At 71.5% G+C, this 15,741-nt stretch carries 14 protein-coding genes and 1 riboswitch; of the genes, 12 read left to right on the forward strand and 2 right to left on the reverse strand.

The window, feature by feature from the left end; all coding sequences use genetic code 11:
- Positions 1-30: 30 nt before the first annotated feature.
- Complete coding sequence (gcvH, locus tag ACH427_RS14340; protein WP_398869762.1) at positions 31-411, reverse strand: glycine cleavage system protein GcvH; 381 nt, start codon at positions 409-411, stop codon at positions 31-33.
- Positions 412-478: 67 nt separating this feature from the next.
- Entirely contained in the window at positions 479-1,594 is a 1,116-nt protein-coding gene (gene gcvT / locus ACH427_RS14345) for a glycine cleavage system aminomethyltransferase GcvT (protein ID WP_398869763.1), read from the reverse strand.
- A gap of 147 nt (positions 1,595-1,741) precedes the next feature.
- A riboswitch (glycine riboswitch) is annotated at positions 1,742-1,835 on the reverse strand.
- Positions 1,836-1,986: 151 nt separating this feature from the next.
- Between gcvT and ACH427_RS14350 the strand changes: the two genes are divergently transcribed.
- The 12 genes from ACH427_RS14350 to mnmA all read left to right on the forward strand — a co-directional run bounded on the left by ACH427_RS14350 (position 1,987) and on the right by mnmA (position 15,740).
- On the forward strand, positions 1,987-2,646 hold the full coding sequence (locus tag ACH427_RS14350; protein ID WP_398869764.1) for an AAA family ATPase: 660 nt from the start codon (positions 1,987-1,989) through the stop codon (positions 2,644-2,646).
- A gap of 229 nt (positions 2,647-2,875) precedes the next feature.
- On the forward strand, positions 2,876-3,673 hold the full coding sequence (locus ACH427_RS14355) for an enhanced serine sensitivity protein SseB (protein ID WP_398869765.1): 798 nt from the start codon (positions 2,876-2,878) through the stop codon (positions 3,671-3,673).
- A 156-nt stretch (positions 3,674-3,829) separates the two neighbouring features.
- On the forward strand, positions 3,830-4,612 hold the full coding sequence (locus ACH427_RS14360; RefSeq protein WP_398869945.1) for an enhanced serine sensitivity protein SseB C-terminal domain-containing protein: 783 nt from the start codon (positions 3,830-3,832) through the stop codon (positions 4,610-4,612).
- Positions 4,613-4,953: 341 nt separating this feature from the next.
- Positions 4,954-5,952, forward strand: a complete 999-nt coding sequence (locus ACH427_RS14365) for an ABC transporter permease (RefSeq protein WP_398869766.1) — start codon at positions 4,954-4,956, stop codon at positions 5,950-5,952.
- A gap of 58 nt (positions 5,953-6,010) precedes the next feature.
- Positions 6,011-7,768: an ABC transporter substrate-binding protein gene (locus ACH427_RS14370; protein ID WP_398869767.1), complete on the forward strand. Its 1,758-nt coding sequence runs from the start codon at positions 6,011-6,013 to the stop codon at positions 7,766-7,768.
- A 101-nt stretch (positions 7,769-7,869) separates the two neighbouring features.
- On the forward strand, positions 7,870-8,883 hold the full coding sequence (locus tag ACH427_RS14375) for an ABC transporter permease (RefSeq protein WP_398869768.1): 1,014 nt from the start codon (positions 7,870-7,872) through the stop codon (positions 8,881-8,883).
- Between the two features lie 23 nt (positions 8,884-8,906).
- Positions 8,907-10,010 (forward strand): ABC transporter ATP-binding protein, encoded by a 1,104-nt coding sequence (locus tag ACH427_RS14380; protein WP_398869946.1) that lies wholly within the window; start codon positions 8,907-8,909, stop codon positions 10,008-10,010.
- 11 nt (positions 10,011-10,021) lie between these two features.
- A complete protein-coding gene (locus ACH427_RS14385; protein ID WP_398869769.1) occupies positions 10,022-11,074 on the forward strand; it encodes an ABC transporter ATP-binding protein in 1,053 nt (350 codons plus the stop codon).
- Positions 11,075-11,161: 87 nt separating this feature from the next.
- Entirely contained in the window at positions 11,162-11,821 is a 660-nt protein-coding gene (locus ACH427_RS14390; protein WP_398869770.1) for a trimeric intracellular cation channel family protein, read from the forward strand.
- Between the two features lie 57 nt (positions 11,822-11,878).
- Positions 11,879-12,727 (forward strand): thioesterase family protein, encoded by an 849-nt coding sequence (locus ACH427_RS14395; RefSeq protein ID WP_398869771.1) that lies wholly within the window; start codon positions 11,879-11,881, stop codon positions 12,725-12,727.
- Positions 12,728-13,165: 438 nt separating this feature from the next.
- Positions 13,166-14,335 carry a cysteine desulfurase family protein gene (locus tag ACH427_RS14400; RefSeq protein WP_398869772.1) on the forward strand — a complete coding sequence of 390 codons (1,170 nt, stop codon included), beginning with the start codon at positions 13,166-13,168 and terminating at the stop codon, positions 14,333-14,335.
- 247 nt (positions 14,336-14,582) lie between these two features.
- Positions 14,583-15,740 (forward strand): tRNA 2-thiouridine(34) synthase MnmA, encoded by a 1,158-nt coding sequence (gene mnmA, locus ACH427_RS14405; protein WP_398869773.1) that lies wholly within the window; start codon positions 14,583-14,585, stop codon positions 15,738-15,740.
- Position 15,741: the final 1 nt, after the last annotated feature.

Genomic DNA, 15,741 nt, shown 5'->3' on the forward strand with positions numbered 1-15,741 from the left:
TGGACTTCCTGGGCGGGAGGAGGGGCGGGTTCAGCCTGCGGTGAAGGCCGTGTACTCATCGGCGGAGAGGAGGTCCGCCGGCTCGTCCGTGATCTTCACCTTGAACAGCCAGCCGCCCGTGAAGGGGGCGGAGTTCACCAGCGCGGGGTCGTCCACGACGTCCTGGTTGGCCTCGGTGACCTCGCCGGTCACCGGGGAGAACAGGTCGCTGACCGACTTGGTCGACTCCAGCTCGCCACAGGACTCACCCGCGGTGACCGTGTCACCGACCGCCGGGAGCTGGGCGAAGACGACGTCACCGAGCGAGTTCGCGGCGAACTCGGTGATGCCGACCGTGGCCACGCCGTCCGCGTCGACGGCCGACAGCCACTCGTGCTCCTTGCTGAAGCGCAGCTGCTGGGGGTTGCTCATGGCTAGATTCTCCTGGATGCGCGAGGGTGCTTGTGCAACGGGTATTGACAGGTGAGATGAGAAGGGATCAGCGCTGCCGCTTGTAGAAGGGCAGAGCGACGACCTCGTACGGCTCATGGCTGCCGCGAATGTCCACGGATACGTCATTTGTACCGGGTGCGGAGTGGGCGGCGTCGACATACGCGATGGCGATCGGCTTGCCGAGCGTGGGCGAGGGAGCACCGGAGGTGACCTCGCCGATGATCTGGCCGCCGGAGACGACCGGATATCCGGCGCGCGGCACCCGCCGGCCCGTCGCGATCAGGCCGACCAGCTTGCGCGGCGGGTCGCTCTCCGCGCGCTCGGCGGCGGCCACGAGCGCCTCGCGGCCCACGAAGTCGCCCTCCTTGTCGAACTTCACGACCCGGCCCAGGCCCGCGTCGAAGGGCGTGGTGGCCGTCGTCAGCTCGTGCCCGTAGAGCGGCATGCCCGCCTCCAGCCGCAGCGTGTCGCGGCAGGAGAGGCCGCACGGCACGAGGCCCGCCCCGGCGCCCGCGTCGGTCAGCGCCTGCCAGAGCTTCTCGGCGTCGGCCGGGGCGACGAAGAGCTCGAAGCCGTCCTCGCCGGTGTAGCCGGTGCGGGCGATCAGCACGGGCACGCCCGCCACGGTGCCCGGCAGGCCCGCGTAGTACTTGAGGCCGTCGAGGTCGGCGTCCGTCAGGGACTTCAGGATGCCGGGGGACTCGGGGCCCTGGACCGCGAGCAGCGCGTAGTTCTCGCGGTCGTCCCGGACCTCCGCCTCGAAACCGGCCGCGCGCTCGGTCAGGGCGTCCAGCACCACCTGGGCGTTGGAGGCGTTGGCGACGACCATGTACTCCTCGTCGCCGAGGCGGTAGACGATCAGGTCGTCCAGGATGCCGCCCCCGGCGTCGCAGATCATGGTGTAGCGGGCGCGGCCGACGGCCAGCGCGGAGAGGTTGCCGACCAGCGCGTGGTCGAGCGCCCGGCCCGCCCCCGGGCCGGTGAGGGTGATCTCGCCCATGTGGGAGAGGTCGAAGAGACCGGCGCGGGTGCGCACCGCGAGGTGCTCGTCGCGCTCGCTGCCGTAGCGCAGGGGCATGTCCCAGCCGGCGAAATCGGTCATCGTGGCGCCCAGCGCGCGGTGCAGCGCGTCGAGGGACGTTCGGCGAGGGGCATCAGTCATGTGTGGGCTCCCAGGCATGGCAGTGAGGACGTCCTCCCCATCTGTCATCGGAACCTGAGAGGTTCACCGGGAGCGGTCGGCGACGAGCGCGTCCTCGGCTTGCACCTTGGGTGGGGCCGCGTCGTGCGGCCCGCTTTTCAGATCTGCCTCACCCACGCGGTACGGGGCCTGAGAGATTCAAGGGAGGAACTTGCTCCTTCGGCGCCCAGCTCAATGGCTGGAACTCTCCCGCGTGGATTCGAGCGGCCGGTATGCAGTTGGGTACGCAGTTGGCGCGCACATCATTGCACGGACCGGCGCGTGAGGAACTGCCCACCGGCCTCTCAATTGGATTACCTTTTCTTTACGTTTCATGAGGACGGGGCAGGCCGGGGACGGGGGAGGGCGATCGGGTGCGGACGCGAAGCACGGAGGCGGGGCGGGCGGAGCCCGCGCCACGCGAACCGGAGGCGCTCGGGCCGCCGTCGGGCGTCGTCGACCTGCGCGGCGGCCCGGCGCGCGTGGAGCTGCGCTATCCGGCCGGGCATCTGGTGATCGTCTCCGGGCTGCCCGGCAGCGGGAAGTCCACGCTGATACGTCGGGTGGTGCCCGCCCTGGACGGCGCGGGCGAGGTCGTGTGGTGCGTCGATTCGCAGGACATCCGCGAGCGGCTGGAGCGGTGCGTGCCACGCCGCCTGCCGTACGGCGTCTACCGGCCGGCCGTGCGGGTCCTCCACTACGCCGCGCTGCGGCGGGCGTTGCGGTCCGGGGCGAGCGTCGTCGTGCACGACTGCGGGGAGCGGAGCTGGGTGCGGCGGTGGGCCGCGCGCGCCGCGCGGCGGCGCGGGGCCGGGGCGCACCTGGTGGTACTGGACGTCGACGCGAGGACGGCGCTGGTGGGCCAGTGGGCGCGCGGCCGGGGGGTCTCGGCGTACGCGTTCCGCAGGCACCGGCGGGCGATGGGCCGGCTGCTCGCCGGCGCCGCCGCGGGGGAGGTGCCGCGCGGTGCGGCGTCGGTGGTGCTGCTGTCCCGGCGCACCGCCGACGGGCTCGGCCGGCTCGCGTTCGGCTGACGGGTGCTGCCGTGTGGCGGGTGGTGGTCCCGTGCAACCCGATGCCCGCTGCGAGCGTCGTTCCCGGTGGGGGAGGAATCATCTCTTGATTCATCCCCCGATCCGTCCTGACCTGGGACATCGGTGCCGATTCCGGCAGCCGGCGGGAGCGGACGGGGGTGCAGCCGTTAGGGTTCGGTTGCGGCTTTGTCGATACGGTGGTTGGACGGCGTTGGGCGAGTTGGACGAGATGAGCATCCCCGAGCAGTACGGTCGGCCCACGGCCCCGGCCGGTGCCCCCCTTGGCGGCCTCCCCGAGGGCTGGCCCGCCAATGAACTCGAAGCGGTGCTCGCCGCCTCCCTGGGCGTGCCCGGCGCCGGTGCCCGCATCGTCGAGGTGCTCGGCCGCAGTCACCTGTGGGTGCCGCTGCCGAACGGTGGCGGGCCCGACAGCCCCGACCTCGACATCCCCACCCTGGAGCTGGACGGCGCCGCCTACGTACCGGTGTTCAGCTCCGAGGCGGAGTTCCTGCGCGTCGTCGGCGACCGGATGTCCTTCACCGTGGCGCCCGCCGTCGAATTCGCCCGCGGCCTGCCCCCGCAGGTCGGCATCGCGGTCAACCCCGACGGCGCCGTCGGGGCGCCGCTCCCGCCGCCCGCCGTCGCCGAGCTCTGCCGGGCCGGCCGCACGGCCCTCGACGGCGACGCCACCGGTGGCCGGGTGCGGCTCTTCGAGCCGGACTGGCAGGACGAGCCCACCGCCTTCCTCGCCGCCGCCGGGCTGGAGTTCGCGGCCGCCAAGGTCGTGCGGACCGCGCGCCGGACGCTGGCCAGCGTCGAGGGCGGCGACCCCGCGCTCTTCATCGGCGTCGAGCTCGACCTGCCCGACCCCGGCAGCCGCGCCGCCGTCCTGGACGCCCTCGGCCGGGCGCTCGGCACGGCGCCCGTGGCCTGGCCCGTGCAGCTCGTCTTCCTCGACGTCGCGCGGGACCCGGTCGGTGACTGGATGTCGGCTCGGGTCCGCCCGTTCTACGACCGTGACCTGTGACTCCTCCCGTGCCCGCCGCCGCGGGCTCGTAAGCTGGTTGGATGACCGGACCGGGGGCGCTGCCGCGCCCCGGGGCACCAAAGTGGGCGGCCGGGAGACGGCCGAGAGAAGAGGCGGACCCAGGTGAGCGCGGGCGCGGAGAGCGGCGTGGAGCAGATGCTGCGCCAAGTGGCGCCCGGTCGGTACGACACCTACGAGGCGCTGCTCCAGGCCCTGGCCGAGGGCAGTGTCTGGATGCTGCTCTGGCACGGCCAGGCGGGCTCGCCCGACGCGCAGTACGGCAACATGGAGATCGACGGCCTCGGCTACGCCCCGTGCGTCACCTCCGCCCAGGAGCTCGCCGCCAGTGGCTGGAACCGCGCCCACGCCGTCGTCCCGGGCCGCGCCGTCGCGGGCTCGCTCTACCCCGACCGCTGGGGCCTGTGGCTCAACCCGCACGCCCCCGGCGGCGGCGTCGGCGTGCCCTGGCTGGACCTGCGGCGGATCGCGACCGGACTCGACCGGCTGCCCGCCGGGCCGCTGCGGCTCTGCGAGCCGTCCCTGGAGCTCCCGCAGTTCTACGCCCTGCTCGGGCAGAACGCCCACCGCACCCCCGCGGTGCGGGCGCTGCGCCGCGCCTGGGTGCAGCCCGCGCTGGGCGCCCCCTATCTCGCCATCGGCCTCGATCTGTACGACAGCTCGCAGGCCGCCGTGGAGTCGGTGCGGTCGATGATGCGTCAGTCGGTCGGCGCGGTGCCCGAGGGGCTGCCGGTGTCCACGGTGGCGATGTCGGACGAGCACGACCCGGTCGCGATGTGGATGAGGGCCAACGCCCGTCCCTTCTTCGACCGTGACGCACATGGCGGTGCCCCTGGCGGGGGTTACGGCTATCCGCCGGTCGGCTATCCCGGCGGCACTGCCCAGGGCCGGCAGCCGGGCGCGGCGCCGCAGGCGTACTGACCGGGTTCCGTTCCGCGCCGGCCCCAATATGCTTGCAGGCGGCACGAGTTGCCGTCCGGCAGACAGTCGACCGCTCACTGACCCCCGGCGTTCGGATAACGGAAGCCGACTGGTCATATCACGGTTGCGCATCCATTCCCGGCCAGGGCTGGCGGGTGATCGCAGCCCCGTTGAAGACTCCCGCTCCAAGGGACGTCGCTCCTGCGTACGGGCCCTCTTTTGTGACCTTCCGCTCCACCGGTACCAACTGCACCAGTCTGCACGTGTACATGTGAGATCCAAGCCGCCTCCGGCGGCGGGCGTGGGCCGGTCACCCCCGGCCGAGAGGGGTCAAAGGCACTGTGACCGCACCTATCGAGACCACCGGGGCGGCTGCCGGGGCGCAGCCCGAGGCCGTCCTCGCCGGGGCCAAGAAGAGCCAGATCGAAGGGCGTTCGCTCACCCAGATCGCCTGGATCCGCTTCAAGCGCGACAAGGTCGCCGTCGCCGGCGGTGTCGTGGTGGTGCTGCTGATCCTGCTCGCCGTGCTGGCCAAGCCGATCGAGTCGGTCTTCGGGCTCGATCCCAACCAGTTCCACCAGGACCTCATCGACCCCGAACTCCTCGCTCCCAAGGGCGGGTTCGGCGGAATGAGCTGGGAGCATCCGCTGGGCGTCGACCCGCAGTACGGGCGCGACATCCTGGCCCGCATCATCGAGGGTTCCTGGGTCTCCCTGATCGTCGCCACCGGGGCCACCCTGCTCTCCGTGGTGATCGGCGCCGTGCTCGGGGTCGTCGCGGGCTTCTACGGCGGCTGGGTGGACAGCGTCATCAGCCGGATGATGGACACCTTCCTGGCCTTCCCGCTGCTGCTGTTCGCGATCTCCATCTCGGCGGCGCTCCAGGACGGCGCCTTCGGGCTCTCGGGCCTGCCGCTGCGCATCTGTGTGCTGATCTTCGTGATCGGCTTCTTCAACTGGCCCTATATGGGCCGCATCGTGCGGGCCCAGACGCTCAGCCTGCGGGAACGGGAGTTCGTCGAGGCGTCCCGCAGCCTCGGCGCGCGCGGCCCGTTCATCCTCTTCCGGGAGCTGCTGCCCAACCTGGTGGCGCCGATCCTCGTCTACTCCACCCTGCTCATCCCGACGAACATCCTCTTCGAGGCCGCGCTCAGCTTCCTCGGCGTCGGCATCGCCCCGCCGCAGGCGTCCTGGGGCGGCATGCTCACCAGCGCGACGGACCTCTACCAGGCCGATCCGCAGTACATGTTCGTGCCAGGGCTCGCCATCTTCATCACGGTGCTGGCATTCAACCTGCTGGGCGACGGGCTGCGGGACGCCCTCGACCCCCGCAGCAAGTGATCCGCGGCGACCTTCCGTCCACCGCGCCACAACCATCGACAGAGGGGGTTTTCCTCAGGTGAAGACAAGAAAAGCGACGGCGGTGCTCGCCACCGCCGTGGTGCTGACGCTGGGGGCGTCCGCGTGCAGCAGTTCGAAGAGCGATGGCGGCAAGGGCGGCGGGGACAAGAACGCGGCCGCCGACGCCGCCCTCGCCTCGATCGTCAACAAGAGTGACAAGAAGGGCGGCACGGCCACCTACGAGGTCTCCGACGTGCCCGACTCGCTCGACCCGGGCAACACCTACTACGGCTGGGTGCAGAACTTCTCCCGCCTCTACGGCCGCACGCTCACCAGCTTCAAGCCCGCCGCGGGCAAGGAGGGCCTGGAGGTCGTCCCCGACCTCGCCGAGTCCCTGGGCAAGCCGAGCCCGGACGCCAAGACCTGGACGTACAAGCTGCGCCCGGGCCTGAAGTTCGAGGACGGCACGGCGATCACCTCCAAGGACGTCAAGTACGCGGTCGAGCGCAGCAACTTCGCGCCCGCCGCGCTGTCCAACGGCCCGACGTACTTCAAGGCCCACCTGGAGGGCGGTGACAAATACGAGGGCCCGTACAAGGACACGTCGCCCGACGGGCTGAAGTCCATCGAGACGCCGGACGACCAGACGATCGTCTTCCATCTCAAGGACGCCTTCGCCGACTTCGACTACCTCGCGACCTTCTCGCAGACCGCACCCGTGCCGCAGAAGGCGGACAAGGGTGCCGAATATGTGAAGCACATCGTCTCCTCCGGGCCGTACAAGTTCTCCTCGTACGAGGAGGGCAAGAGCGCGACGCTGGTGCGCAACCCGCAGTGGGACAAGAAGACGGACGCGATCCGCCCGGCCCTCCCGGACAAGATCTCGATCAAGTTCAAGATCCTCCAGCCGACCATCGACAACAGCCTGCTCAACGACAGCCTGACGGCCGACGCGGCCGGCACCGGCGTCGCCCCGCAGACCCAGCCGAAGGTCCTGAGCGGCAAGTACAAGAAGCAGACGGACAGTTCGTACGCCGGCGCCAGCTCGTACATCGGTCTGAACGTGCACGTGAAGCCGTTCGACAACATCCACTGCCGCAAGGCGGTCCAGTGGGGCATCGACAAGGCTTCCGTCCAGCAGGCCCAGGGCGGCGACCCCAAGGGCGACGTCGCCTCGACGCTGCTGCCGCCGACCGTCAACGGCTACGCGAAGTTCAACCTCTACGAGACGCCGAACAGCGCCGGTGACATCAACAAGGCCAAGGACGAGCTCAAGCAGTGCGGTCAGCCGAACGGCTTCACGACCAACCTGACGGCGCGCTCCGACCGCCCGGCGGAGATGGCCATGGCCACCGCGGTCCAGGCGTCGATGAAGAAGATCGGCATCACGGCGAACATCAAGACGTTCCCGACCGGCAAGTACTTCACCAACTTCGTGGGTGTGCCGGACTATGTGCACAGCCATGACCTGGGCATGATCATGACCGCCTGGGGTGCCGACTGGCCGACCGGCTTCGGGTTCCTCGACCAGATCGCCAATGGCTCGGCCATCAAGCCCTCCGGCGGCAACAACGTCCAGGAGCTGGACGACCCGCAGATCAACAAGGCGCTCAACGACGCCATCGGCAACACCGACGCGGCCGCCCGCACCAAGGCGTGGGGCGACATCGACAAGATGATCGTCGACAACGCCTCCGCGGTGCCGCTGATCTACCGCAAGAACCTGCTCTTCCGGCCCGACTCCGCGACCAACGTCACGGTCACCCAGGCGTACCTCGGCATGTACGACTACCTGCTGATGGGCTCCTCCAAGTAGCAGCGGGCCAGCCCGCCGTAGATTCTGGAAAGGCAGGTGAAGGTGCCGGCGTCCGCCGGGCCGGAACGCTTCCGGCCCGCGGCCGCCGGTGCCGCACAGCTGTGGCTGCGTACATCATCCGACGCCTGTTCGCCGCGGTCCTACTGCTGCTGGTGGTCAGCGCAGTCACCTTCGCGATCTTCTTCCTCGTCCCCCGCATCGCGGGCCAGACGGTCGACCAACTCGCCACTCAGTACGTCGGCAAGGACGCCAACCCCGACTCGATCGCCGCAGTCAAGAAGAACCTCGGCTTCGACCAGCCGATCTACGCCCAGTACTGGCACTTCATCAAGGCCATCGTGGTGGGCGCGGACTACAAGTTCGGCCCGGACGCCTCGCACTGCGCCGCGCCCTGCTTCGGCTACTCCTTCAAGAGCCACATCGAGGTCTGGCCGCAGCTGACCTCGCGCATCCCGGTGACCCTCTCGCTGGCGATCGGCGCCGCCGTGATCTGGCTGATCTCGGGCGTGGCCGTCGGCGTGCTCTCCGCGCTCAAGCGGGGCACCTTCTTCGACCGCTTCTTCATGGGCGTGGCCCTGGCCGGCGTCTCCCTGCCGATCTTCTTCACCGGCATGCTGGCCCTGAGCGTCCTCACCGTCCAGTGGCCGGTGTGGGGCAGCGGCATCAACTACGTGAGTTTCACCGACAATCCGGCGCAGTGGGCCTGGAACCTCCTGGTCCCCTGGTGCAGCCTCGCCTTCCTCTACTCCGCGCTCTATGCCCGGCTCACCCGCGCCGGGATGCTGGAGACCATGAGCGAGGACTACATCCGCACGGCCCGCGCCAAGGGCCTCAAGGAGAGCAAGGTCGTCGCCAAGCACGGACTGCGCTCCGCCCTCACCCCGATCGTCACCATCTTCGGCATGGACTTCGGCCTGTTGCTCGGCGGCGCGGTCATCACCGAGACGGTGTTCTCGTTCAAGGGCATCGGCGAATACGCCGTCAAGGGCATCCAGGACAACGACCTGCCCATCGTGATGGGCGTGACCCTGGTCGCCGCCTTCTTCATCGTCCTGTGCAATCTGCTGGTGGACCTGGTCTACGCGGCCATCGACCCCAGGGTGAGGTACTCGTGAGCGAGCTCGGCAAGGAACAGCCCATGACCGGGGGCGCGGCCGTGGGCGAGCCCGTCGCCACGCCGCCGGCCGGCTCCTCTCCGGCCGCGGGTCCGGACGCCTTCCTCTCCGTGCGTGACCTGCGCATCCACTTCGACACCGACGACGGCCTGGTGAAGTCCGTCGACGGCGTGAGCTTCGACGTCCAGGCCGGGAGGACGCTCGGCATCGTCGGCGAGTCGGGCTCGGGGAAGTCCGTCACCTCGCTCGGCATCATGGGCCTGCACCGCACGGCGCGGGCCCGCATCTCCGGCGAGGTGTGGCTGGACGGCGAGGAGCTGATCTCCGCCGACCCCGACCACGTACGCACCCTGCGCGGCCGGAAGATGGCCATGATCTTCCAGGACCCGCTCTCGGCCATGCACCCGTACTTCACCGTCGGCGCGCAGATCGCCGAGGCCCACCGGGTGCACCACACCTCCGACCGGAAGACCGCCCGCAAGCGCGCCGTGGAGATGCTCGACCGCGTCGGCATCCCCGAGCCGCACCGCCGCGTCGACGACTACCCGCATCAGTTCTCCGGCGGCATGCGCCAGCGCGCCATGATCGCGATGGCCCTGGTCAACAACCCCGAACTGCTGATCGCCGACGAGCCGACGACCGCCCTCGACGTCACCGTCCAGGCGCAGATCCTCGACCTGATCCGCGATCTGCAGAAGGAGTTCGGCTCCTCGGTCATCATCATCACCCACGACCTGGGGGTCGTCGCCGAACTGGCCGACACCATCCTCGTGATGTACGGCGGCCGCTGTGTCGAACGCGGCCCCGCCGAGAAGGTCTTCTACGAACCCCGCCACCCCTACACCTGGGGACTGCTCGGCTCCATGCCGAGGATCGACCGCGACCAGACCGAGCGGCTGATCCCCGTCAAGGGCACCCCGCCCAGTCTGATCAATGTGCCGTCCGGCTGCGCCTTCAACCCCCGCTGCCCCTACGCCGACATCCCCGAAGGCGGCATCACCCGCACCGAGCGGCCCGAACTGCGGCTGGTCTCCGGCGAGGGCGACGGGCGGCACGTCGCCGCCTGCCATATGTCCCAGGAGGAGCGGACCCGCATCTGGACCGAAGAGATTGCGCCCAAGCTGTGAAGGACGACACCGTGCCGGAGCAAGACGTGACCATCCCCGGGCAGCAGGCGGCACCCGAGCGGGCCGGGCCGCTGCTGAAGGTGGAGGGCCTGGTCAAGCACTTCCCCATCACCAAGGGACTGCTGCGCCGCCAGGTCGGCGCGGTGCAGGCGGTCGACGGCATCAGCTTCGAGGTGCGCCCGGGGGAGACCCTCGGCGTGGTCGGGGAGTCCGGCTGCGGGAAGTCGACCATGGGCCGGCTGATCACCCGGCTGCTGGAGCCCACCGGTGGCAGGGTCGAGTTCCAGGGCAGGGACATCACCCACCTCGGGGCCTCCGGGATGCGCCCGATGCGCCGCGACATACAGATGATCTTCCAGGACCCGTACTCCTCGCTGAACCCCCGGCACACCGTCGGCACGATCGTCGGCGCCCCCTTCAAGCTCCAGGGCGTCACGCCCGAGGGCGGGGTGAAGCGGGAGGTCCAGCGGCTGCTGGAGCTGGTGGGTCTCAACCCCGAGCACTACAACCGCTATCCGCACGAGTTCTCCGGCGGCCAGCGGCAGCGCATCGGCATCGCCCGCGCGCTCGCCCTCAACCCCAAGCTCGTGGTCGCCGACGAGCCGGTCTCCGCCCTGGACGTCTCCATCCAGGCGCAGGTGGTCAACCTGCTGGACGACCTCCAGGACGAGCTGGGCCTGACCTACGTGATCATCGCCCACGACCTGTCCGTCATCCGGCATGTCTCCGACCGGATCGCGGTGATGTACCTCGGCAAGCTCGTCGAGCTCACCGACCGCAAGTCGCTCTACGAGAAGCCGATGCACCCGTACACCAAGGCGCTGCTCTCCGCGGTGCCGGTGCCCGACCCCAAACGGCGCGCCAGGCGGGAGCGGATCCTGCTCAAGGGCGACGTGCCGTCGCCCATCTCGCCGCCCTCGGGGTGCCGCTTCCACACGCGGTGCTGGAAGGCGACGGAGGTGTGCTCCACCCAGGAGCCGCCGCTGCTCGAACTGGCCACCGGACACCGGGTGGCCTGCCACCACCCGGAGAACGCCCCGGAGCCGGCCGTGGCCTCCTCCTGACCGCCCGGGCGGGCCGGTTCGTCCGGCCCGTCCGGTTTCGAGGGCCGTGGGCGGAGGAAGGAGCGTGCGTTCGAGTAAGAATGTCGCGTGCTCACCGATCTGTTCAGCCCCTCCGTCCAGCATCTGCTGGACATCGCCGGGATCTTCGTCTTCGCGATCTCCGGCGCGCTCCTCGCCGTGCGCAAGAACTTCGACGTCTTCGGCATGGCCGTGCTCGCCGAGGTCACGGCGCTGGGCGGCGGGCTGTTCCGGGACCTGATCATCGGCGCGGTGCCGCCCGCGGCCTTCACCGACCTCGGCTACTTCCTGACCCCGCTGTTCGCCACGCTGATCGTCTTCTTCCTGCACCCGGAGGTCGAGCGGATCACCAAGGCCGTCGGGGTCTTCGACGCCGCCGGGCTCGGGCTGTTCTGTGTGACGGGCACGATGAAGGCGTACGCGCACGGGCTCGGCCTCACCTCCTCCGCCACCCTCGGCCTCGCCACGGCCGTCGGCGGCGGAGTGCTGCGCGACATCCTCGCGCACGAGGTGCCCTCGCTGCTCCGCTGGGACCGCGACCTCTACGCCGTGCCCGCGATGGTCGGCGCGGCGATGGCCGCGCTGCTCATCCGCTTCGACGCGCTCGACGCCACGACCAGCGCGCTTCCCGTGCTGACGGCCTTCGTGCTGCGGCTGCTGGCCATGCACTACCACTGGCGGGCGCCGCGCGCGTGGCACCGCAGGAGCGCGGCGGCGGAAGAAGTCTGACCGCTTCCGCCGCCGACTGACCTACCCATCAGTAACTTCTCGGTGTATTTTCGGCCCATGGCTCTGGGAACCATCGGGAACAGCGAATTCGACCGCGACACCGCCCTGTCGCCGCGCGAGCGGGACGGCCGGCGCGCCGACTACGACGCGGACCTCTCCGCCGGGTGGACCGTCTTCGGCACGGTCAACGGCGGCTACCTCCTCGCCCTCCTCGGCCGCGCCCTCGGCACCGCGCTGCCGCACCCGGACCCCTTCTCCGTCACCGCGCACTACCTCTCCGCCGCCCGGCCCGGCCCCGCCGTCGTACGGACCGAGCTGATCCGCACCGGCCGTACGCTCTCCACCGGGCAGGCGTCGCTGGTCCAGAGAGCCGAGGACGGCACCGAGGTCGAGCGCGTCCGGGTCCTCGCCACCCACGGCGACCTCGGCACCCTCACCGACGACATCCGCACGACGGCCAAGCCGCCCGCCATGCCGCCCTACGAGCACTGCCTCGGCAAGGAGGACGGCCCGGCCGGCGGCCCGGCCCCCGAGATCTCCGGGCGGCTCGACATCCGGCTCGACCCCGCCACGGCCGGCTGGGCCGTGGGCGCGCCGAGCGGGCGGGGCGAGATGCGCGCCTGGTTCGGGCTGGCGGACGGGCGGCCCGCCGACGCGCTCTCGCTGCTGCTGGCGGTGGACGCGCTGCCGCCGACGGCCTTCGAGATGGGCCTGAACGGATGGGTCCCCACGGTCGAACTCACCACCCACGTCCGCCGCCGCCCCGCTCCCGGCCTCCTCCGCGTCTCCATCACCACGCGCAACCTCGCGGGCGGCTTCCTGGAGGAGGACGCGGAGGTCTGGGACAGCGAGGACTGTCTGGTGGCACAGTCGCGTCAGCTGGCGCTGGTGCCGCGGGGAGTGTGAGGCTCGCGGTCGCCTGCGGCGGCTTTGTTCCCCGGGCCCGCCCCTTCCCGGCCGCGTCTGCTGTGCCGCCGTGTGGGGGCGAGCCCCCGGACCCCGCAACACGCTTCGCGCGGTGTCCTCGATCGCCGGACGGGCCGGATCGCGCATCTCGGATCGGCCGGATCAGCCCGTCCGGCGTTTGAGGACGCTCCCCAGACTTCGTCCGGGGGTCCCCCGAGGCCGCTCCCGCCGCAGGCGGCGAACCGGCCCGCAGCCGGGGGGCCTGGGTCACGCGCCCCACGCGGCGGAGGCGCACATCGGACGCAGCGGGAAGGGGCGGGCAGGGGGAAAGCCCGCCGCAGGCGCGACGCACCCGCGCACGGCGCTGGCGCGTGCCTCCGCCAACCCCCACCCACAAGGGAACCGCCAAGCGCGGCGCCTCGTAGAATCGTCCCCACCATGGCCTACCTCGACCACGCCGCCACCACCCCGATGCTCCCGGAGGCGGTGCAGGCGATGACCGCCCAGCTCGCCCGCACGGGCAACGCCTCCTCGCTGCACGCCGCCGGGCGGCGGGCGCGCCGCACCGTCGAGGAGTCGCGCGAGTCCCTCGCCGCGGCGCTCGGCGCGCGCCCCAGCGAAGTCGTGTTCACCGCGGGCGGCACCGAAGCGGACAACCTCGCCGTCAAGGGGCTGTACTGGTCCCGCCGCGCCGCGGACCCGGCCCGTACGCGCGTCCTCGCCAGCCCCGTCGAGCACCACGCCGTGCTCGACGCCGTGCACTGGCTCGGCGAGCACGAGGGCGCGACCGTGGAGTACCTCCCCGTCGACGCCCACGGCCGGGTGCACGCCGACGCGCTGCGCGAGGCGATCGCCCGCGACCCCGGCGACGTGGCCCTCGCCACCGTGATGTGGGCCAACAACGAGATCGGCACGGTCATGCCGGTCCGTGAACTGGCCGCCGTGGCAGCCGAGTTCGGTATACCCCTGCACGCCGACGCCGTGCAGGCGTTCGGCCAGCTCGATGTGGACTTCGCCGCCTCCGGGCTCGCCGCGATGACGGTCAGCGGCCACAAGGTCGGCGGGCCGTACGGGATCGGCGCCCTGCTGCTCGGGCGGCAGTACGCGCCCGTACCCCTGCTGCACGGCGGCGGCCAGGAGCGGCACGCGCGCTCCGGGACGCTCGACGTGCCCGCCGTCGCCGCCTTCGCGGTGGCCGGCACGCTGGCCGCGGAGCGGCGCGCGGACTTCGCGCGCGAGGTCGGGGCCCTGCGGGACGACCTGGTCGCGGCGGTACGGGCCGCCGTGCCGGACGCGGTGCTCGGCGGCGACCCCGACCCCGCCGGGCGGCTGCCCGCGAACGCGCACTTCTCCTTCCCCGGCTGCGAGGGCGACTCCCTCCTGCTGCTCCTGGACGCGCAGGGCATCGAGTGCTCGACGGGCTCCGCGTGCACGGCGGGCGTGGCCCAGCCCAGCCACGTGGTGCTCGCCACGGGAACCGACCCGGCCCTGGCGCGGGGGACGCTGCGCTTCTCCCTGGGGCATACGTCGACGGAGGCGGACGTGGCCGCGGTGGCGAAGGCGATCGGCCCGGTCGTCTCGCGCGCCCGGACCGCCGGCCTGAGCTGATCCCGGGGGCTCTGCCCCGGGCCCCGGTTCGTCAGCCTGTGGGGGCTGGTCACACGATTCCCCCCCCGCAGCCGGGGATACGAGACGCGCCCCCGACAGGGGCGCGGGGAACTGCGCGAACGGCCCCCGCCAGGCCCGCGGCCGCGTGCGGAGCGCAAGGCGCACCCCCATGGGCGCACCGGACCATCGAGGGCTGCCGGAGATCACCGCCGAGCCCGCGGCCGGCGCCCCGTACCCTGGAAGGGTTATGACTGACTTCCCCGGTGCACCCGACCCGAAGGCCCCCCGCAAGGGGCCGCTGCGCGTACTCGCCGCCATGTCCGGCGGTGTCGACTCCGCCGTCGCCGCCGCCCGCGCCGCGGAAGCGGGCCACGAGGTGACCGGCGTGCACCTCGCGCTGTCCGCGAACCCGCAGTCGTTCCGTACGGGCGCGCGCGGCTGCTGCACCATCGAGGACTCGCGCGACGCCCGCCGCGCCGCCGACGTCATCGGCATCCCGTTCTATGTGTGGGACCTCGCGGAGCGCTTCCGTGAGGACGTGGTCGAGGACTTCATCGCGGAGTACCAGGCGGGCCGGACGCCCAACCCCTGCCTGCGCTGCAACGAGAAGATCAAGTTCGCGGCGCTGCTCGACAAGGCCCTCGCGCTCGGCTTCGACGCGGTGTGCACCGGCCACTACGCCACCGTCGTCCTCAAGGACGACGGCACCCGTGAGCTGCACCGGGCCAGCGACATGGCCAAGGACCAGAGCTATGTGCTCGGCGTGCTCGACGAGCGGCAGCTGGCGCACGCGATGTTCCCGCTCGGCGACACCCTGACGACCAAGGAAGAGATCCGGGCGGAGGCGGAGCGGCGCGGCCTGGCCGTGGCGAAGAAGCCCGACAGCCACGACATCTGCTTCATCGCGGACGGCGACACCCAGGGCTTCCTGGCCTCCCGCCTGGGCAGGGCCGACGGCGACATCGTCGACGAGTCGGGCACGAAGCTGGGCACCCACGAGGGCGCCTTCGGCTACACCATCGGCCAGCGCAAGGGCCTGCGCATCGGGCACCCGGCGCCGGACGGCAAGCCGCGCTACGTCCTGGACATCTCCCCGGTGAACAACACGGTCACGGTCGGCCCGGTGGAGGCCCTCGACGTCTCGGCCCTGACCGCCATCAAGCCCCGCTGGTGCGGCACGGCCCCCACGGGCCCCGGCACCTACACGGCCCAGCTCCGCGCCCACGGCGGCGAGACCCCGGTCACGGCCGAGCTGGTGGACGGCGAGCTGCGGGTCTCCTTCGCGGAGCCCGTCCGAGGCGTGGCCCCGGGCCAGGCGATCGTGCTCTACGACGAGACGCGGGTGGTGGGGTCGGCGACGATCGCTTCGACGGAGCGGACGCGGACGGGCGCGGCCCCCCGGTAGG

Source organism: Streptomyces sp. NPDC020379 (assembly GCF_044387105.1).
GTDB lineage: Bacteria > Actinomycetota > Actinomycetes > Streptomycetales > Streptomycetaceae > Streptomyces.